This is a genomic window from Streptosporangium canum, assembly GCF_900113865.1.
In the GTDB taxonomy this organism is placed as follows: Bacteria; Actinomycetota; Actinomycetes; order Streptosporangiales; family Streptosporangiaceae; genus Streptosporangium; species Streptosporangium canum.
This window is the reverse complement of record NZ_FOQY01000027.1, coordinates 81,243-98,877: the sequence shown is the minus strand read 5'-3', so window position 1 is coordinate 98,877 and position 17,635 is coordinate 81,243. Positions and strand designations below refer to the sequence as shown.

At 69.8% G+C, this 17,635-nt stretch carries 22 protein-coding genes; 13 read left to right on the top strand and 9 right to left on the bottom strand.

Annotated features, from left to right (window positions below):
• Positions 1-150: 150 nt before the first annotated feature.
• From BM085_RS30940 to BM085_RS30905, 8 genes are all read right to left on the bottom strand, one after another.
• Entirely contained in the window at positions 151-372 is a 222-nt protein-coding gene (locus BM085_RS30940) for a hypothetical protein (RefSeq protein ID WP_093890383.1), read from the bottom strand.
• Between the two features lie 126 nt (positions 373-498).
• Positions 499-1,251 (bottom strand): GntR family transcriptional regulator, encoded by a 753-nt coding sequence (locus BM085_RS30935; protein ID WP_093890382.1) that lies wholly within the window; start codon positions 1,249-1,251, stop codon positions 499-501.
• A gap of 150 nt (positions 1,252-1,401) precedes the next feature.
• The gene (locus BM085_RS30930; RefSeq protein ID WP_093890381.1) at positions 1,402-1,944 is read right to left on the bottom strand and encodes a VanZ family protein; all 543 of its coding nucleotides are present in this window, start codon (positions 1,942-1,944) and stop codon (positions 1,402-1,404) included.
• Between the two features lie 189 nt (positions 1,945-2,133).
• Complete coding sequence (locus BM085_RS30925) at positions 2,134-2,832, bottom strand: dienelactone hydrolase family protein (RefSeq protein WP_093890380.1); 699 nt, start codon at positions 2,830-2,832, stop codon at positions 2,134-2,136.
• Positions 2,833-2,992: 160 nt separating this feature from the next.
• Positions 2,993-3,331: a 4a-hydroxytetrahydrobiopterin dehydratase gene (locus tag BM085_RS30920; RefSeq protein ID WP_093890407.1), complete on the bottom strand. Its 339-nt coding sequence runs from the start codon at positions 3,329-3,331 to the stop codon at positions 2,993-2,995.
• A 108-nt stretch (positions 3,332-3,439) separates the two neighbouring features.
• The gene (locus BM085_RS30915) at positions 3,440-3,979 is read right to left on the bottom strand and encodes a GntR family transcriptional regulator (protein ID WP_093890379.1); all 540 of its coding nucleotides are present in this window, start codon (positions 3,977-3,979) and stop codon (positions 3,440-3,442) included.
• Positions 3,980-4,042: 63 nt separating this feature from the next.
• On the bottom strand, positions 4,043-4,486 hold the full coding sequence (locus tag BM085_RS30910; protein ID WP_093890378.1) for a PIN-like domain-containing protein: 444 nt from the start codon (positions 4,484-4,486) through the stop codon (positions 4,043-4,045).
• 10 nt (positions 4,487-4,496) lie between these two features.
• Positions 4,497-5,222: a DUF433 domain-containing protein gene (locus BM085_RS30905; RefSeq protein WP_093890377.1), complete on the bottom strand. Its 726-nt coding sequence runs from the start codon at positions 5,220-5,222 to the stop codon at positions 4,497-4,499.
• A 296-nt stretch (positions 5,223-5,518) separates the two neighbouring features.
• Between BM085_RS30905 and BM085_RS30900 the strand changes: the two genes are divergently transcribed.
• The 3 genes from BM085_RS30900 to BM085_RS30890 all read left to right on the top strand — a co-directional run bounded on the left by BM085_RS30900 (position 5,519) and on the right by BM085_RS30890 (position 7,505).
• The gene (locus BM085_RS30900; RefSeq protein ID WP_177245359.1) at positions 5,519-6,775 is read left to right on the top strand and encodes a helix-turn-helix domain-containing protein; all 1,257 of its coding nucleotides are present in this window, start codon (positions 5,519-5,521) and stop codon (positions 6,773-6,775) included.
• A gap of 98 nt (positions 6,776-6,873) precedes the next feature.
• Positions 6,874-7,218, top strand: coding sequence for a hypothetical protein (locus BM085_RS30895; protein WP_093890375.1), 345 nt, complete (start codon positions 6,874-6,876; stop codon positions 7,216-7,218).
• A 20-nt stretch (positions 7,219-7,238) separates the two neighbouring features.
• Entirely contained in the window at positions 7,239-7,505 is a 267-nt protein-coding gene (locus BM085_RS30890) for a hypothetical protein (RefSeq protein ID WP_143121137.1), read from the top strand.
• Between the two features lie 146 nt (positions 7,506-7,651).
• Here the strand turns inward: BM085_RS30890 and BM085_RS30885 are convergent, their stop codons facing one another.
• Complete coding sequence (locus tag BM085_RS30885) at positions 7,652-8,410, bottom strand: IclR family transcriptional regulator (protein WP_012895467.1); 759 nt, start codon at positions 8,408-8,410, stop codon at positions 7,652-7,654.
• Between the two features lie 74 nt (positions 8,411-8,484).
• On the opposite strand from BM085_RS30885, the gene BM085_RS30880 reads away from it, so the two are divergent.
• The 10 genes from BM085_RS30880 to kynU all read left to right on the top strand — a co-directional run bounded on the left by BM085_RS30880 (position 8,485) and on the right by kynU (position 17,573).
• On the top strand, positions 8,485-9,939 hold the full coding sequence (locus tag BM085_RS30880; protein ID WP_093890373.1) for a 2-hydroxymuconic semialdehyde dehydrogenase: 1,455 nt from the start codon (positions 8,485-8,487) through the stop codon (positions 9,937-9,939).
• Complete coding sequence (locus BM085_RS30875) at positions 9,932-10,729, top strand: 2-keto-4-pentenoate hydratase (protein ID WP_093890372.1); 798 nt, start codon at positions 9,932-9,934, stop codon at positions 10,727-10,729. Before BM085_RS30880 ends, BM085_RS30875 begins: the two co-directional genes overlap by 8 nt.
• The gene (locus tag BM085_RS30870) at positions 10,726-11,703 is read left to right on the top strand and encodes an acetaldehyde dehydrogenase (acetylating) (protein ID WP_093890371.1); all 978 of its coding nucleotides are present in this window, start codon (positions 10,726-10,728) and stop codon (positions 11,701-11,703) included. The genes BM085_RS30875 and BM085_RS30870 overlap by 4 nt, the downstream gene beginning before the upstream one ends.
• Positions 11,700-12,713 carry a 4-hydroxy-2-oxovalerate aldolase gene (gene dmpG / locus BM085_RS30865; protein ID WP_093890370.1) on the top strand — a complete coding sequence of 338 codons (1,014 nt, stop codon included), beginning with the start codon at positions 11,700-11,702 and terminating at the stop codon, positions 12,711-12,713. Before BM085_RS30870 ends, dmpG begins: the two co-directional genes overlap by 4 nt.
• A 156-nt stretch (positions 12,714-12,869) precedes the next feature.
• The gene (locus tag BM085_RS30860; protein ID WP_093890369.1) at positions 12,870-13,637 is read left to right on the top strand and encodes a 2-keto-4-pentenoate hydratase; all 768 of its coding nucleotides are present in this window, start codon (positions 12,870-12,872) and stop codon (positions 13,635-13,637) included.
• Positions 13,634-14,056 carry a RidA family protein gene (locus tag BM085_RS30855; RefSeq protein ID WP_086578063.1) on the top strand — a complete coding sequence of 141 codons (423 nt, stop codon included), beginning with the start codon at positions 13,634-13,636 and terminating at the stop codon, positions 14,054-14,056. The genes BM085_RS30860 and BM085_RS30855 overlap by 4 nt, the downstream gene beginning before the upstream one ends.
• Positions 14,053-14,568: a 3-hydroxyanthranilate 3,4-dioxygenase gene (locus tag BM085_RS30850; RefSeq protein ID WP_031157922.1), complete on the top strand. Its 516-nt coding sequence runs from the start codon at positions 14,053-14,055 to the stop codon at positions 14,566-14,568. Before BM085_RS30855 ends, BM085_RS30850 begins: the two co-directional genes overlap by 4 nt.
• Before the next feature lie 3 nt (positions 14,569-14,571).
• Positions 14,572-15,543 (top strand): amidohydrolase family protein, encoded by a 972-nt coding sequence (locus BM085_RS30845; protein ID WP_093890368.1) that lies wholly within the window; start codon positions 14,572-14,574, stop codon positions 15,541-15,543.
• Positions 15,544-15,547: 4 nt separating this feature from the next.
• Complete coding sequence (locus BM085_RS30840; protein ID WP_093890367.1) at positions 15,548-16,312, top strand: ABC transporter ATP-binding protein; 765 nt, start codon at positions 15,548-15,550, stop codon at positions 16,310-16,312.
• Positions 16,313-16,349: 37 nt separating this feature from the next.
• Entirely contained in the window at positions 16,350-17,573 is a 1,224-nt protein-coding gene (gene kynU / locus BM085_RS30835) for a kynureninase (protein ID WP_093890366.1), read from the top strand.
• Positions 17,574-17,635 lie beyond the last annotated feature (62 nt).

Below are 17,635 nucleotides of genomic sequence, written 5' to 3'. Positions count from 1 at the left end.
GTCCGCCGCGGGTGGAGCCGGCGACATTCCACAGCCCCGCGGCCGCTGACATCAAGCGGAAGCCCCCGCCCCCGATAGGGTCGGGGGCTTCCGCGATTGGGGGCCCGGCGCCGGGGCCGCGCGAGATCCGCTGACCCGGGCACCGGGCGGCTACCAGGAATCCCTTCCGTCGGAACGGTCCTGTTGTTCGTGTAACTGCTCTCGCAGTCCTTCCGGTTCGTCCGCGTCGATGGTCATCGCGCAGCCGATGTCACGCTGGGCGGGGGTCAGCGGGTGGTGGCGGGTAGCCCACCACCGACCCGCGTCGCTCCGCCAGATCGTCCAGTCGGGGAACTCCCGGGCGATTTCCGCCAGATGCCGGTCGAATGACATCTATGCACCTTCCCCGCGCCCAGGTCCGTCTGCGTGACGTTCCACTTCCGAAGGTGAGGCACTTCTCTAGAGAAATCAATGATCGTAGGGGACAGGTCAACCTACCGGTTGACGGATGGCCTTGATCTATGAGTCGAAATCGTATTGAAGTACATAAGAGGCGGCGTCGAGGATCATCTCGTTGACCTCGACCGGGAGGCCGGACGCGGTGTAGGCGATCCGGCCGATCGCGATGACGGGGGTACCGGCCGGCAGGTCGAGCTGGACGGTCTCGTGCGGATGGGGCATACGGGCGCGCACCTCCTCGCTGAAGCGCACGGGGGTGTGGCCGAGGTCGCCCAGGCGCGCGTAGACGCCTCCCGGGCCGGTGTCGTGCTGTGTGATGGCGGTGTCGTCCACCAGGGTGGCGGGGAAGTGGGAGACCGAGAGCTGCACCGGCCTGCCGTCCACCGAGTAGCGTCGCCGCCGGACCCACACCTCGGTGCTGTTCAGGACTCGGGCCACGGTGTCCTCGGCGACCTCCCTGTCGATGTTCACGTCGTCCACGGTGTAGGGGCGGCCTCTGGTGTCGGAGTCCCAGATCGCCTGGCCCTGCCCCCATTGATCATGTGAGAGCCGCCGGGAACCGTGCCGCCTGATCGGCCGGAACTGGCGGACGTAGACTCCTGAGCCGCGCTTGGGCACGGCCAGTCCTTCATTGATGAGCACGGACAGGGCCTGCCTGGCGGTCGCGCGGGCTATGCCGTACTGCGCCATCAGGGCGTTCTCGCCCGGAAGCCGGTCCCCGTCTCGGAGCTCGCCGGACAGGATCGCTTCGCGAAGCCCGTCGGCGATGCGCCGATAGATCGGGGGCTCGGGAGGAACCGGGGATTGCTGCACGTTTGATCACCCTCTGTCACCAACCGGGTTTGGCGTCTCCAGAGAACTTGCCCCATCTTGTCCACGATCGCACAGATGCAGAGGTTGGTACCGTGCTTCTTTTGAGCGGATCGTGCCTGTGTGGCGATCTCCGGGGGTTTTCCCGGTCCGTTACCGTGGAACGGTCCCATCCACTATTCGCCGGGCCCACCACCGGCGCGTGACGGCCGCGGCCAGTACGGCACCCGCCGTGTTGACCAGCACATCGTCGACGGAGCTCACCCGGCCCAGGCGCAGGCCGTACTGGAGGAGTTCGACGGCGAGTGACGCGGTCGCCGCCACGGCGGCGACCCCGGCGAGCGACGCGCAGCGCGCCGAGCGGACCGGGAGCATCGCGCCGAGCGCGGCGAAAACCAGCAGATTCCCTCCGACCTGCACGAACGCCGTCTCAGCCGGTCCCTGAAGCACCGTCCACAGATCCCTGAGCGGGATGAGGCTGAGGCCGCTGCCACCCGCCCCCGGAGTGAGGATCATCCAGATCCAGGGGGCGGTCCCGACCACCATGACGACGTCGGCGACGGCCGTACGGACCGGAAAGGGATGGCCCGCGCGGAGGCGGCGCAGGGTCAGCAGGCGGGCGGCGATGAGGGCCGGCGGAACCGCCAGAACCGCCGCGATGATGATATTTCCCCATGCGTCCCACACCTGCTGCATGGGGCAATGATGCCGGGGGCGGCCGCCCGCCGGACGGCTCCCGGGGGTACGGGAAGGTGACCTCCGAGCAAGGGCCCCAGCCGGGCGCCGTGGGTCCCGCCCGCCCCTGCGTCCCCGGCCGCCGAGGTCGGCGCCCTCCTCGCGCGGGAGCGCCGTGCGACCCCGTCCTCGCGGCCCCGGCCGCCGGGCTCACCCGAGGTGGCGTCTGAGGAACTCCACGGCGCGCGCCCAGGCGACCGGCGCCGCCTCGGGGTCGTAGAACTGCGGGGCCTCGTGGTTGTGGAAGGCGTGCCCGGCCTTCTCGGCGACGTACGTCTCGATGCCCGGCCGTCCCGCCGCGGCCTCCTCCACCTTGGCGACCTGCTCGCGGGGGATGTAGGGGTCCGAGCCGCCGAACACGAACAGGACCGGGGCAGTGATCTTCTCCATCAGGCCCGTGGCGTCCGGTACGGCGGAGCCGTAGAACGACAGCACCGCGTCCACCTCGGCGGTGGCCGCGAGGAGGTAGCTGATCGAGCCGCCCAGGCAGAATCCGATCACCGCGGCCCCGCCCCCGGCCTCGGGCAGCCCCTTCAGGTGTGCCAGCGCCATGGCCGAGTCGGCCACACCGTGCGGGACGTCGAACCCGGAGGCCAGCTTCAACGACGCCGCCAGCCCGGCCTCGTCGTGGTCGGCCACCCAGTTGGGCCGCAGCCGCCAGAACAGGTCAGGCGCGCCGACGACGTATCCGAGCTCCGCCAGGTCCTCGGCGACCTTCCGGATGTAGGGGCCGACCCCCCAGATCTCCGGGATCAGCAGGACGACGGGGCCGCCGCCGCTCTCCGGCAGCCACAGGTGCAGGTCGAACGAGCCGTCGGCGACGGTAACCGTCTCGGTGCGGGCTTCCATGGATCCTCCCTGAGGACTGATCGGATTGGACGATCAGAAAACCGCATACCCACTGAGCCGGAAGAGTTGCGACCTCTCCGCAGAGGTCGAGAGGTCGGCCGCGCAGGGACGGCCGCCTCCAGCCCACCCGTGAGGCGAGTGCTCCGCTGAAACGCCTGGCTCACAACCGCCTGTTCGGCCTCGCCGGGAAAACGGGAGATTCGGCACCGTGGCCGGCGGCGATCGCATCGATGTGGTGCGCGAGCTCGAAGTCCTTGACTGTGAGGCGGTTTCCGGCGTCGTGAGTGGTGATCACGAAGCGGATCCGTTGCCAGGTGATGTGAATGTCGGGGTGGTGGCCGACCTCTCGGGCTTTGGCCGCGACGTACATCGCCATGTGCGCACACTCGTGATACGTGTGCTTGAAGGTGCGGGCAATGGCGTGGTCCTCGCGCTCCCATCCCGGTAGCCCGGCCAGATGGGCGGCGATCTCCTCTTCGGACAACGGCTGCGGGAGCATCGGCATCTCCACGTCGATGGGTCAGGCGAACTGAGAGATGATCTCAGCCAATTCCCGGCCAGGAGCGGTATCTGCCCAGGCGGTCGCTCGTCATTGTTGAGCCTCCCATCACATGATCATTTTGTAACGCAGTTCGCGGCCATCGGCGATCATCGTCATCACGGTGGCTTCAATTGGCGCGCCGTCGTTGGTTCGCAGAATCCTGGTAAGGACCAAGACCCACTCCTCCGGCTGAATCTCGAGCAGCTGTCGCTCTTGATCTGTCGCGGGGCGTGCCCTGATGCCCTCCTCTGTCTCGCGCGGCTCATGGCCGAGTTTGGCGAGCATGGTGATGGCTCCGCCAGGGATCTTGCGCGCCTCGGCGAGCGGCGTGCCGCCGGCGATCGCCACAGGGTAGTAGGAGTCGGTGAGCTCTATCGGCCGTCCGTCCAGCAACACCAGCCGACGTCTGACGACCGCGACGTCTCCCTGGCTGAGGTTGAGTGCCTGGGCAACCTCGTGTGGTGGCTGAACCTCGCATACTTCGCGAAGTTGATGCGTACCGACGTGACCGCGCTGAGCGGCCTCCTCGGCCCACGCATCTGGTTCTCCTGATTTCCGTGGTCGTACATAGGGCGCAGAGACGCTGGTCCAAGTGCTGTCCGCCATGCGCTCCTCCCTCGATTGCGAAGGCTTCTGGCGCGGAGAAGCGAAAATGTCGATGATCAGTTTCTAGAGATCCGTGCCGGTCACCGGATATCTGACGCGAGTCCGGCGCAGACCGTTGTGGCTGACCGCGAAAACGAACGGCTCGGTCACTCGCCGGACTGCGTTGATGATCCGGAACTCGTTGCCGAGGAAGAGGTCGGCCATCTCCCTGCCGACGACATCGGCTTTCGCGAGAGCAAAGATGCGCGCACCGCTCATGTAGATGACTCGGGCCTCGACGAGGTTATGGGTGATGGCCAGGTCCTTGCAGAGCAAGATATCGCCCCGGATGGTCGCCTCCTCGATCCACTGCGTGTCGGCGATCCGCTGGGATTCGTCCTTGCCGTATCGCTCATCCATGGTCTCCAGGACCCATCCGGCTTCACGAAGGGTGTTGGGGACTATGCGTGAACCCAGCCCACGGTCGAGGAAGAAGGTCAGTCCGGACGTCCGTGCCTCGACTGCCACCGTCCGGACCTCACGCGGCCTGTGGGAGAAGCGCCTCGACCTCGTTCAGTTGCAGGTCGTAGTCCTCGGCGACATCACCGGCTCCCTCTCCCGCTCGCAGACGACTGAGGACGTCGGCCACCCGGATGCCTCGGCGTGTCAGGGTCGGCTGCCCGCCGTTGATCCATGGATCCACGGTCACGTCCACCCGTCCGTAACCGGAGAGGTGGATCACCTTCATCCAGCCGTCCTGGTAGGTGACGCGTCGCAGGTAGTCACGTACGACCGGACGGAAGACCTGCTGCCCGCTGCGCGCCACGACCAGCCCGTCCACCGCCTCCCGCTCGGCCGGGTCGTCGGTGTGCTCCTTGAAGTCCCACAGCACCTCGGCCCCGTCCGTCATCAGGCGCTCACTGGCGAGTGCCTGCTCCAGGCCGATGTTCTCCTCCAGCCAGCGGATCGCGGGGCGGATGCGCTGCATCGGAACCTTCGCGCTGCGGAAGGCGGCGAGCATGTAGGCCTCGGCGAGTCCGACGAACGGCACCGTCGCCCCGTGGGCTCCAGCGGTGGTCACCAGTGGTTCGGCGGCCACGACTGGCTGGTCGATGCGTTTGTAGACGTATCCGACGGCCCAGTTGCGGAAGGTCTGGCGAGGAACGTCGATCAGATCCGCTGCCTGCCCTTTGGTGTAAAGAGGGGTGACATAGCGGAAGTCGTTGATCAGCCCAGCCCCCGGGCCTGTGTCCGGTGTTGCCACGATGCCACCTCCTTTGATCTCAGCGTAGAGAAAACGCAGGCTGTGCGCACACGATCCATGCCAGATGTCGTCGTCTCTTCCGCGTTGAGCCCCACGGCTGCGTGTTCGGCCTCATCGAGGAAACATGGGAGGCAGAAGGTGGAGGCGCGGGATACGTCGATTACTACCCCAGCCGCATCGGGTTCTCCGAGCCCGGCGGCGGCTCTTACGACACCTGATCGTCATTCAGGGGGATGAATCCGCGAGTCGGGATTTACCCTGAAGGCAGGCCGACCCCTGATGAGGTGTTCTGGATCATGGCGGTGGAACCAGCCCTCGGTGACAACCTGGCGCGCATTCGAGTGAGTAAGGGACTCACACAAGAGGACCTGGAGGAGCGTTCGGGCGTCAGCGTGTCCACGATTCGCAAGCTTGAGCAGGGTGACCGCAAGAGCGCCCGTGTGTCGACGCTGCGCAAGCTGGCGCAGGCGTTGAATGTACGGACCTCCGATCTGTTCCGGCCTTCCCCGGAACCGGTGTCGCCGCTGGATGAGACCGTGCACGCGGACCTCTTCGCGTTGCGCCGGACGCTCAAGCCGGTGCGCGGGCTGGCAGGCATCCAGATGCCCGATCTTGACGGCCCGGTCACCTATGAGTCGGTGCGGGCCTCGTTCCTGGCGGCGAACGGGCTGTATCGGGAGGACGACTACCGGGCGGTCGTGCAGACGATTCCCCCGCTGTTGCTGGAGGCTCGTTCACTGGTGGCCGGCGCGCGAAGCGGGGATGAGGAACGCGCCGCGCTGACGCTGTTGTCGCAGACCTTCCAGTTCTCCGCCCAGGCGCTGATCCAGCTCCAGCAGTACGACCTCGCCTACCAGGCGATCTCTGAGGGGATCACGGCGGCCGAGCGGGCCGATGACCCGCTGCTGGGTGCGTGGAACGTCTTCAACGAGTGCTGGCTGTTCCTGCGCGAGGGCCGCTTGGAGGACTCCCGGCGCGCTGCGCTGACGACCGCTGAGGCCATCGAACCGCGATTCTCGACGGGCAACCCGGCGGAGTTCGCCACCTGGGGATGGCTGCTGCTGTGGGCGTCGGCGGCGGCCGTACGCAACAACCAGGGAGCCGACGCCGAGGAGATGCTGACGCTCGCTCGGGCGGGCGCTCATCGCATCGAGGGACGGGAGTTGGAGGCTCCCGCGCTGTGGGCGGCTCGGGGGGCGTCCACCTTCGCCGGTTTCTCTCCCGAGCTGATCCAGATCAAGGCCGTCGAGTACGCCGTGGTCCAGGGGAAGAGCGCCAGGGCTCTGGAGATCCATGAGGGAGTCCGGCCATCGGGAAAGCTGTCGAGCAGCACGCGGTACCGGTACATGCTCGACGTGGCCAGTGCCCACGCCGCCGAAAGCAACACGACCGAGTCGTGGGCGATCCTCCATGACCTACGGACGCGGGTGCCGCACTGGTTCAAGTATCAGTCGTTCGCCCGGCGCGTGGTCGACCAGCTCATCGAGGACCGATCGCGGGCGCTGCGGGCCGAGCACGCCGAGATCGCGAGCTTTCTGGGGATCGAGTCCTGATCTAACTGCCACCTTGTGTGGCAGGCGTCGTGGTCACGATCTCCAAGTGCCACATCACGCATCTGGAGTCATCGCTAACTCTCCGTGATGCTGTTCGCATGGTCGCCATCCCTTCCGAAACGGTGAGATCCGATGCTCCCCGCGCTGCTTGCGCCGCTGCGGAGAGACTGCGAACCGAACTTGCGGCTCTTGGCGTCCGTGCCGACGTTCACGCGGGGTACGGCGTCGCCCTGGTGTCGGTCTGGCGTGAGTTGCTCGTCTGGACGGATGGCACGGTCTACCGGTGGTGGACCGGTCACCTGTCACCGAAGACGAGGCGGCGGCTCTACACGGCCTACGGCGTGGACAACCCAGCTGCGGCGGCGCGCTGTGTCGCGCATCGGCGCGAAGAACTCCAGCAGGCGCATACCTCGTCGGAGCCGATCGCGGAGCAGATGTCGTGATCGGACTGGAGGAAGAGTGCGTGAGCCCGCATGTAGTGATGGCCCAGCGGAATCATGTCCGCCTGGACTGGCGCAGGCCGTACCGGACGCTGGAACGGGTGCGGCCGACGGCATGGACATGCGCGTGCCGGGCCACGGTGTACGAGCTGTGCGAGGGCGGCGGCCGGGCCTTCATCCGCCGGACGACACAGTTCGACGGCGACCGTCAGGTGGACGAGTCCCCACGGTGGCCGGTCAATGAGGCTCGGGTGATCTGGACGGCGTTGCTGTCCGGAAGAGCCCGGTAGAACGGGCGTGGCGGCGTGGGATCTGGAGGGACGGCGTCGCCACGCCTGACGAGATGCCAGGGGTCGACCGGGTGGCTCCTGGCATCTCTCATCGGCGGCCGCCGACCCCGTCCGGACGGCAGGGGGACGGTGCCCGTTCCGGCCGGTCAGATGGTCCTGGCCAGGGCGCGGGAGATGCCCAGGGCGGCGGCCTTGACGACGGGGGCCAGGCGGGTGGGCTGGAAGCGGGCCAGGGGGACGGAGACGGACAGGGCGGCGACGGCCATGCCGTCGCTGAACACCGGGGCGGCGATGCAGGCTCCGCCGAGCTGGGCCTCCTCGCGCTCGTAGGCCAGGCCCGCCGCCTGGATCTGGCCGATGGTCTCCTCAAGGCGCTGCGGGTCCACGATCGAGTGGGGGGTCAGGCGGCGCAGGGGCCGGCCGAGGACCTCGTCGATCAGGTCGGGGCCGGAGTAGGCCAGCAGGGCCTTGCCGATCCCGGTGCAGGTCAAGGGGAGTCGGCCGCCGACGCGGGAGGGCAGGGCGAAGGTCTCCTGGCCGCGGATCTTCTCGACGTAGACGACGTCCAGCCCGTCGCGCACGCCCAGGTGCACGGTTTCATGGGTGGCCTCGTAGAGGTCGTGCATGAAAGGCAGCGCCGCATGTCTCAGATCCCGTTCGAGGGGCACGATGCAACCGAGTTCGAAGAGGCGGCGGCCGAGGTAGTAGCCGTCCTCACGGCGGGCTATCGCGCCGATCTCGGTGAGCTCGGTGAGCAGCCGGAAGGCGGTGGTCTTGGGCAGGTGGCAGCGTTCGGCGACGTCGGCCAGGCGGAGAGGGCCTCCCGTGGGGCGGAACGAGTCGAGCACGAGCCAGGACTTCTCCAGGACCGAGAGGCGGTCGGGGTTCCGTTTCACGGAACGCATTGTTGCCGATAAACCGCCTTCACCTCTATACCCGTATCTAGTGACCAAGAGGGGTCCTACCCTGAGGAGAAGTCTTGTCTGACCAGGTGACCCACTTCATCGGTGGGGTGCCGGTCGCCGAGGGCGCGATGTTCGCCACGCACGACCCGGTGACCGGCCAGCCGGTCCGCCGGGTCCACGAGGCGGACCGGGCCATCGTCGACCGGGCGGTCGCCGCCGCCCGCGCGGCCCTGCCGGGATGGGCGGCGCTGCCGGTGGCGGAACGGGCCGCCTGGATGCGCCGTCTCGCCGACGCGATCGAGGAGCGGTTCGAGGAGCTGGTGGCCGCGGAGATCGCCGACACCGGCAAGTCGATCACGCAGACCCGCACGCTGGACATCCCGCGAGGCGCGGCCAACTTCCGGTCCTTCGCCGAGATCGCGGCCCAGCGCCCGGAGAGCGCGTTCCACCTGCGGGACGTGCTGAGCTACACCGTGCGCAGGCCGCTGGGCGTGGTGGCGGTGATCGTGCCGTGGAACCTGCCGTTCCTGCTGGCGACCTGGAAGATCGGCCCCTCGCTCGTGGCGGGCAACACCATCGTGGTCAAGCCCTCCGAGCACACGCCGGGCTCGGTCGCGGTGCTGGCGGAGATCGCCGCCTCGGTCGGGCTGCCGCCCGGCGTCCTCAACGTCGTGCACGGGTTCGGCGGCGGCTCCACCGGCCAGTTCCTGGTGGAGCACCCGGGCGTGGACGCGGTCACCTTCACCGGCGAGAGCCGTACCGGATCGACGATCATGAAGAGCGTGGCGGACCGGGTCAAGCCGGTCTCGTTCGAGCTGGGCGGCAAGAACGCCGGGCTGGTCTTCGCCGACGCCGACCTGGACGCGGCCGTCGAGGGGAGCGTGCGCTCGGTCTTCACCAACGGCGGCCAGGTCTGCCTGTGCACCGAGCGGCTCTACGTGGAGCGGTCCGTCTTCGAGGAGTTCACCGCGAGGCTGGCCGAGCGGGCGGGACGGCTGAAGTTCGGGCGTCCCGCCGACGAGGACACCACGATGATGCCGATGATCTCGGCCGAGCACCGGGACAAGGTGCTCTCCTACTACGAGCTGGCCAAGGACGAGGGAGCCGAGGTCCGGGCGGGAGGCGGCGTGCCGCGCTTCGGCGACGACCGCGACGGCGGCTACTACGTCGAGCCGACCGTGCTGACCGGGCTCCCGCGCGACTCCCGGGTGAACCGGGAGGAGATCTTCGGCCCGGTCTGCCATATCACGCCGTTCGACACCGAGGCCGAGGCCGTCGAGCTGGCCAACGACAGCGAGTACGGCCTGGCGGCGACGGTCTGGACCTCCAGCCTGAACCGGGCCCACCGGGTCGCCGGGTCGCTGGAGGCCGGACTGGTCTGGGTCAACACCTGGTACCTGAGGGACCTGCGCACCCCGTTCGGCGGGGTGAAGCTGTCGGGCATCGGCCGCGAGGGCGGCACGCACTCGCTGGACTTCTACTCCGAACCCACCACGATCACGATCAAGCTGGAGCCGGGACATGACTGAGTGGAGCGAGGCCACCGACGTGCTCGTCGAGGCGGCCGACCGGTTACTGGAGGCGGCGCGGAGCGGCAGGCCCTGCCCGCCGGTGCGGGAGACGCTGCCGGGCCGGACCGCCGAGACCGGCTACGCCGTACAGGAGATCAACACCAGGCGGGCGCTGCACGACGGACGGCGGCTGGTCGGGCGGAAGATCGGCCTGACCTCCCAGGCGGTCCAGCGCCAGCTCGGCGTGGACCAGCCGGACTTCGGCATGCTCTTCGCGGACATGGCCTTCCTCGACGGCCTGCCCATCCCGACCGGCCGTTTCCTGCAGCCCAGGGCCGAGGCCGAGATCGCGCTGGTCCTCAAGAGCGACCTGGTGGGCGGCCCCTTCACGGTGGCCGAGGTCATCCGGGCGGTCGACTTCGCGCTGCCCGCGATCGAGATCGTGGACAGCCGGATCGCGGGGTGGGACATCACGCTCGTGGACACCGTCGCCGACAACGCCTCCAGCGGCGCCTTCGTCCTGGGCAACACGCCCGTCCCGCTCACCGGTCTGGACCTGCGCCTGGCCGGGATGACCATGAGCCGGCGCGGTCAGGAGGTGTCCACCGGCGCGGGCGCGTCCTGCATGGGGCATCCGCTCAACGCCGCCGTCTGGCTGGCCAACGCGCTGGGCGGCAGGGACTTCCCGCTGCGCGCCGGGGACATCGTGCTCACCGGCGCGCTCGGCCCGGTGGTGGCCGTCGAGCCCGGCGACGTGTTCGAGGTCGCCATCGACGGCCTCGGCTCGGTGCGGGCGGTCTTCTCGTGACCCACGACGAGCCCGGCCGGGGCGCACGGCGGATCAAGATCGCGATCATCGGCTCCGGGAACATCGGCACCGACCTGATGTTCAAGGCACTGCTGTCCAAGCGGGTCGAGGTCGTCGCCATGGCGGGGATCGACCCCGACTCCGACGGCCTCGCCCGCGCCCGCCGGCGCGGGGTGGCGACCACCCACGAGGGGGTCGAGGGCCTGGTCGGGCTGCCCGGGTTCGCCGGCGTGGACGTCGTCCTCGACGCCACCTCGGCGAAGGCGCACCTCCACAACGACCGGGTGCTCGGCGAGCACGGCAAGCGGGTCATCGACCTGACCCCCGCCGCCGTCGGGCCCTACGTGGTGCCTCCGGTCAACCTGGACGCCCATCTCGCCGAGCGGAACCTCAACATGGTCACCTGCGGCGGGCAGGCGACGATCCCGATCGTGGCGGCGGTGGCCTCGCAGGTCCCCGTCCGGTACGCCGAGATCGTCGCCTCGATCGCCTCCAGGTCGGCCGGCCCCGGCACCCGCGCCAACATCGACGAGTTCACCGAGACGACCTCCCGGGCGATCGAGGAGGTCGGCGGGGCCGCCAGAGGGAAGGCGATCATCGTCCTCAACCCGGCCGAGCCGCCGCTGATCATGCGTGACACGGTCTACTGCCTGGTCGGCGACTGCGACGAGGCCGCCGTGGCGGGAGCCGTACGGGCCATGGTGGAGAAGGTCCGCGACTACGTACCCGGCTACCGGCTCAAGCAGGACGTGCAGTTCGAGAGGATCCCGGAGGGCGAACCGCTGCCCGACGGCGGGCGGGGCGGCGGGACCAAGGTGAGCGTCTTCCTGGAGGTGGAGGGCGCGGCCCACTACCTGCCCGCCTACGCGGGGAACCTGGACATCATGACGTCGGCCGCGCTGCGCACCGCCGAGCGGCTGGCCGAACTGCCGGGCCGTACCGGACAGACTGTGGACACGGGGGTGAGCGCGTGAGGCTCTACGTCCAGGACGTGACGTTGCGGGACGGCATGCACGCCATCCGGCACCGCTACACCACGGCCCAGGCCGCCGAGATCGCCGCCGCGCTGGACGCCGCCGGCGTGGCGGCCATCGAGATCGCCCACGGCGACGGTCTCGCGGGGGGCAGCTTCAACTACGGCGCGGGCGCGCACACCGACGACGAGTGGATCGAGGCGGTCGCGGGAGCCGTACGGCGGGCGCGGCTGACGACGCTGCTGCTGCCCGGCATCGGCACCATCCACGACCTCAGGCGAGCCCACGCGCTCGGCGTGACCTCGGTCCGGGTCGCCACCCACTGCACCGAGGCCGACATCTCCGCCCAGCACATCGCCACCGCGCGCGAGCTCGGCATGGACGTCGCCGGCTTCCTGATGATGTCCCACATGGCGCCGGCCGACGAGCTGGCGCGGCAGGCCAAGCTCATGGAGTCGTACGGCGCGCAGTGCGTCTACGTGACCGACTCCGGCGGCCGGCTGACCATGGACGGGGTCCGGGACCGGGTCCGCGCCTACCGCTCGGTGCTCGACGAGGGCACCGAGATCGGCATCCACGCCCACCACAACCTGGGACTGGGCGTGGCGAACTCGGTCGTGGCCGTGGAGAACGGCACCTGCCGGGTGGACGCCTCCCTCGCCGGGATGGGCGCGGGCGCGGGCAACTGCCCGATCGAGGTGTTCGTCGCGGTGGCCGACCTGATGGGCTGGGAGCACGGCTGTGACCTGCACGCCCTGATGGACGCGGCCGACGACCTGATCAGGCCGCTGCAGGACCGGCCGGTCCGGGTGGACCGGGAGACGCTGACGCTGGGCTACGCCGGGGTCTACTCCAGCTTCCTGCGGCACGCCGAGGCGGCGTCGGCGCGCTACGGGGTCGACACCCGGACCATCCTGACCGAGGCGGGCCGCCGCCGGATGGTCGGCGGCCAGGAGGACATGATCGTGGACATCGCACTGGACCTGGCACGCGCGGAGGGAACCTCATGAGGAAGGCATTCGGCTCCGGCCGCAGGGAAGGCTCCGCGTCCGGTGTTCCCGGCTCCGTCAGGGAGGAGGAGACCCCGTGAGGAAGGCATTCGGCTCCGGCCGCGGGGAAGGCTCCGCGTCCGGTGTTCCCGGCTCCGTCAGGGAGGAGGGGACCCCGTGACCGACATCCACAAGCTCGCCGCCGTGCTGGACGAGGCAGCCCGCACCGCCCGCGCGGTGCCGCAGCCCGAGCAGGGCTATGACGTGACCGCCGCCTACCGGGTCCAGGAGGAGCTGCTCCGGCTCCGGCTGGAGCGGGGCGACCGGCTGTCGGGGGTGAAGCTGGGCTTCACCAGCGAGGGCAAGCGCCGCCAGATGGGCGTGCATGACGTGATCTTCGGTCGTGTTCCGGAGTCGTCGGCCATCCTTGACGGCTCATACGCCGATATATCGGGCTACATCCATCCCCGTGTCGAGCCGGAGGTCGTCTACCTGATCGGCCGCCGCATCGCCACGGTCGCCGACGCCCTCGCGCCCGGCGCCGTCGCCGCGGTCGCCCCCGGCATCGAGGTCATCGACTCGCGCTACGAGAACTTCCGGTTCTCCCTGCCGGACGTGATCGCCGACAACACCTCGGCCGCCGGTTACGTGGTCGGCCCGTGGCAGCCCTACGATCCCGCCCGATGGAACCTCGGCGTCGTCTTCGAGATCGACGGCCGCCCCGTCCAGACCGGGTCCACCGGCGCCGTCCTGGGAGACCCGCGCCGGGCCGTCGCGGAGGCCGCGCGCCTCGCCGGGGCGAACGGGGTGGTCCTGGAGCCCGGGTGGATCCTGCTCGCCGGCGCCGCCACGCCCGCCGAGCCGCTGGCCCCCGGAGCCCATGTCAGAGCGGAGATCCAGCACCTGGGCTCGGTCTCCTTCACCGCGTCCGGGGGGCAGCCGTGACCGACGGGCTCGTCATCAAGGGGAAGGCCACCCCGCGCGGGAGGTTCCCGCACGTCAAGCGGGCCGGAGACTTCCTCTACGTGTCCGGCACCAGCTCCCGCAGGCCGGACAACACGATCGCCGGAGCCGCGGCCGACGAGTTCGGCACGGTCACGCTCGACATCGCCGAGCAGACCCGGGCCGTGATAGAGAACATCGGCGACATCCTCAAGGCGGCCGGGGCCGACCTGAGCGATCTCGTCCAGATCACCGCCTACCTGGTGAACATGAACGACTTCGGCGGCTACAACGCGGTCTACGCGGAGTACTTCGACGAGGCCGGTCCGACCCGCACCACCGTGGCCGTCCACCAACTGCCCCACCCCCACCTGCTCATCGAGATTCAGGCCGTGGCCCACCGACCGGAGGAGCGACAGTGATCCCCCCCATCGACTTCAACAAGTGGATCGACGAGCACGCCCACCTGCTCAAGCCGCCGGTCGGCAACAAGATCATTTTTGAGGACTCCAGCGACCTCATCGTGATGGTCGTCGGCGGCCCGAACGCGCGGACCGACTTCCACGTCGACCCGTACGAGGAGCTCTTCTACCAGGTCCGCGGCAACATGCACATCAACGTCATGACACCCGAGGGGCCGGACACCGTCCACGTCCGCGAGGGCCAGATGTGGCTGCTCCCGCCGAACATGCCGCACTCGCCGCAGCGTCCCGAGGAGGGGTCGGTCGGCTTCCTGGTGGAGCGGATCAGGCCGGAGGGCGTGCTGGAGAAGTTCCGGTGGTACTGCCAGGAGTGCAGCGCCGTGGTCCACGAGGTCGAGCTCCAGGTCCGCGACATCGTGGCCGACCTGCCGCCGATCTTCCAGGCCTTCTACGACGACGAGAAGGCCCGCACCTGCGACGACTGCGGCGCGCTGCACCCGGGCAAGGGATAACCCTTGATCATTGATGTCCACACGCACCACGTCCCCAAGGGCTGGCCGGACCTCGGCTGGCCGGGGGCGCCCCGGCTCCGGGTGGAGTCCGAGCGGGAGGCCATGATCCTGCTCGGCGACCGGGAGTTCCGGCGGATCCAGGACGACTGCTGGAACCCCTCGGCCCGCCTGGAGCAGATGGACGCCGACGGGGTGGACGTCCAGGTCGTCTCGCCGACACCGGTGTTCTTCTCCTACGAACGCCCGGCGGCGCAGGCCGCCGGGGTCGCCAGGGTCTTCAACGACCTGGCGCTGGAGATCTGCGCGTCCGAGCGGCTGGTGCCGTTCTGCCAGGTGCCGCTCCAGGACCCCGACCTGGCCTGCGCCGAGCTGGACCGCTGCCTGGCCGCCGGGCACGCGGGCGTCGAGATCGGCAACCACGTCGGCGACCGTGACCTCGACGACGAGGGGATCGTCCAGTTCCTCCAGCACTGCGCGGCGGTGGGCGCGCCCGTCTTCGTCCACCCGTGGGACATGCCGGACGGTCCCCGGCTGCGGCGCTGGATGGCCCAGTGGCTGGTCGGCATGCCCGCCGAGACGCACCTGTCGGTGCTCGCCCTGATCCTGGGCGGCGTCTTCGACCGGGTGCCGGACTCCCTGAGGATCTGCTTCGCGCACGGCGGCGGCTCGTTCGCCTTCTGGCTCGGCCGCTTCGAGAACGCCTGGCACCGCCGTAACGACCTCGTCGGGGTCTCGGAGTTCCCGCCCTCCGCCTACCTGGAGCGCTTCAGCGTGGACTCGGTCGTGTTCGACGAGCGGGCGCTGCGGCTGCTGGTGGACACGATGGGGGAGGACCGCGTCATGCTCGGCTCCGACTTCCCCTACCCGCTGGGCGAGTCACCGGCGGGATCGCTGATCCGGGGGGCCGGGTTCCTCTCCGACGGCGCCCGCGCCAAGCTGCTCGGCGGCAACGCCGCCCGGTTCCTCGGCCGGTGACCCCGTGCTGTCGCTGCACCGGGTGACGATGCGCTTCGGCACGGTCAAGGCCGTGGACGGGATGGACCTGGCGGTCCGCCGGGGCGAGCGCCGCGGGCTGGTCGGACCGCCCGGGTCCGGCAAGTCCACGGTGATGCGGCTCATCGCCGGGGTGATCCGGCCGACCGGGGGCCGCGTCGAGTACGACGGGCACGACGTCACCGACCTGCCGGAGAGCCGCCGGCCCGGCATCGCCAGGACCTTCCAGCACGGCACCGCCGTGGCCGGGTTGACCTGCGTGGAGCACGTGGCGATGGCGCTGGGCGCGCACGGCCGCGGCGGGCGGCCCGTCCCGCCCCCGCAGGACCGGCGGCACGCCCTGACGGTCGAGGTGCTCGACCTGCTCCGGGCCGCGGGTCTCGCCGAGCAGGCCGGCGAGGCGACCGACCGGTTGCCGCCGGGAGCCCGCCGCAGGCTGGAGATCGCCGTGGCGCTGGCCTCGCGGCCCCGGCTGCTGCTGCTGGACGAGCCGATGGCCGGGATGACCGCCGGGGAGCGCGTCCGTTTCGCGGATCTGCTCCGGGGGCTGCCCGCCGGGCTGACCGTGGTGCTGACCGGCTGCGACCGGGACGCCGTGGCGGCCGTGGCCTCACACGTCACGACGCTCGAACGGCCCGAGCAGATCACGGTCCCCGCCTGGCGGGTCCGGCGCCGTCCGGCCCGCCATGTCGAGCGGAAGTTCCATGTCCCGGAACCTTCCGATGCTCTGACCTTCGCCGATGCCGGATGATGGAGAGGCTGGTAAGCACCTGACCGGGAGATGATTCGTGACCATCAGCCGCGCGGACTGCGTCGCCCTCGACGCGGACGACCCCCTCAAGCACCTCAGGGACGAGTTCGTCCTGCCCGACGGGACGATCTATCTGGTCGGGAACTCGCTCGGCGCCATGCCCGGTGCGGCCGTGGCCGCCACGGCGCGTGTCGTGGAGGAGGAGTGGGGCCGGCAACTGGTCGGCGGCTGGAACTCCGCCGGCTGGTTCGACCTGCCGCTGACCACCGGCGACCGCCTGGCCCCGCTGATCGGCGCGGGCCCCGGACAGGTGGTGGTGGGCGAGAGCACCTCGATCGCCATCGTCAAGGCGGTCTCGGCCGCCCTGGGCCTCCGCCCCGGCCGCCGGGTGATCATCTCCGACCTGGCCAACTTCCCGACCGACCGCTACATGGTCGAGGGCCTCGTCAAGGCGCTGGGCGGCTACGAGGTGCGCGACATCGGGGTCCTCGACGAGGTGCTGGGCGACGACGTCGCCTGCGTGCTGATGTCGGAGGTGGACTACCGGACCGGAGAGCGCCACGACACCGCCGCGGTGACCGCGAAGGTGCAGGCGGCGGGCGCGTTGATGATCTGGGACCTGTGCCACAGCGCCGGCGCCTTCCAGGTCGACATGTCGGCGGCCGACTTCGCGGTCGGCTGCACCTACAAATATCTCAACGCCGGCCCGGGGGCTCCCGCGTTCGTCTACGTCAACCCGCGGCACCACGACCGGGCCGAGCACATGCTGACCGGCTGGCACGGCCACGCGGCGCCGTTCGCGTTCGAGCCGGGCTACCGTCCCGCGGAGGGTATCCGGCGCTTCGCGGTGAGCACCCCGCACGTGCTGTCCTACGCCCCGCTCAACGCGTCGCTGGACATCTGGGAACGGGTGGACCTGGAGCAGGTCCGGGCCAAGAGCGTGGCCCTGACGTCGCTCTTCATCGACCTGGCCGATGAGCTCCGCGCGCCGTACGGGCTTGAGCTGGTCACCCCCCGGGACCCGGAGCGCCGCGGCAGCCAGGTCAGCCTCCGCCACCCCGACGGCTACCCGGTCATGCGCGCGCTGATCGACCGCGGCGTCCATGGGGACTTCCGCGCCCCCGACATCCTGCGCTTCGGCTTCGCCCCGCTCTACATCGGTTTCGCCGACGTCTACGACGCGGTCGCCACGCTGGCCGAGGTGCTGGAGAAGGAGCGCTGGCGCGACGAGCGGTACCAGCGGCGCCTGGCCGTCACCTGAGCCGGCGTTCCGTGAGATGGAACCCTTCCGGTTCCATCTCACGGAACGGGGCGTGGTCGGAA

Coding starts and splice junctions, on each gene's coding strand:
- BM085_RS30895 (WP_093890375.1), top strand. CDS start 6,874: ATGGTCGCCATCCCTTCCGAAACGGTGAGATCCGATGCTCCCCGCGCT.
- BM085_RS30930 (WP_093890381.1), bottom strand. CDS start 1,944: ATGCAGCAGGTGTGGGACGCATGGGGAAATATCATCATCGCGGCGGTT.
- BM085_RS30885 (WP_012895467.1), bottom strand. CDS start 8,410: ATGCGTTCCGTGAAACGGAACCCCGACCGCCTCTCGGTCCTGGAGAAG.
- BM085_RS30875 (WP_093890372.1), top strand. CDS start 9,932: ATGACTGAGTGGAGCGAGGCCACCGACGTGCTCGTCGAGGCGGCCGAC.
- BM085_RS30920 (WP_093890407.1), bottom strand. CDS start 3,331: ATGCTCCCGCAGCCGTTGTCCGAAGAGGAGATCGCCGCCCATCTGGCC.
- BM085_RS30900 (WP_177245359.1), top strand. CDS start 5,519: ATGGCGGTGGAACCAGCCCTCGGTGACAACCTGGCGCGCATTCGAGTG.
- BM085_RS30940 (WP_093890383.1), bottom strand. CDS start 372: ATGTCATTCGACCGGCATCTGGCGGAAATCGCCCGGGAGTTCCCCGAC.
- BM085_RS30915 (WP_093890379.1), bottom strand. CDS start 3,979: ATGGCGGACAGCACTTGGACCAGCGTCTCTGCGCCCTATGTACGACCA.
- BM085_RS30925 (WP_093890380.1), bottom strand. CDS start 2,832: ATGGAAGCCCGCACCGAGACGGTTACCGTCGCCGACGGCTCGTTCGAC.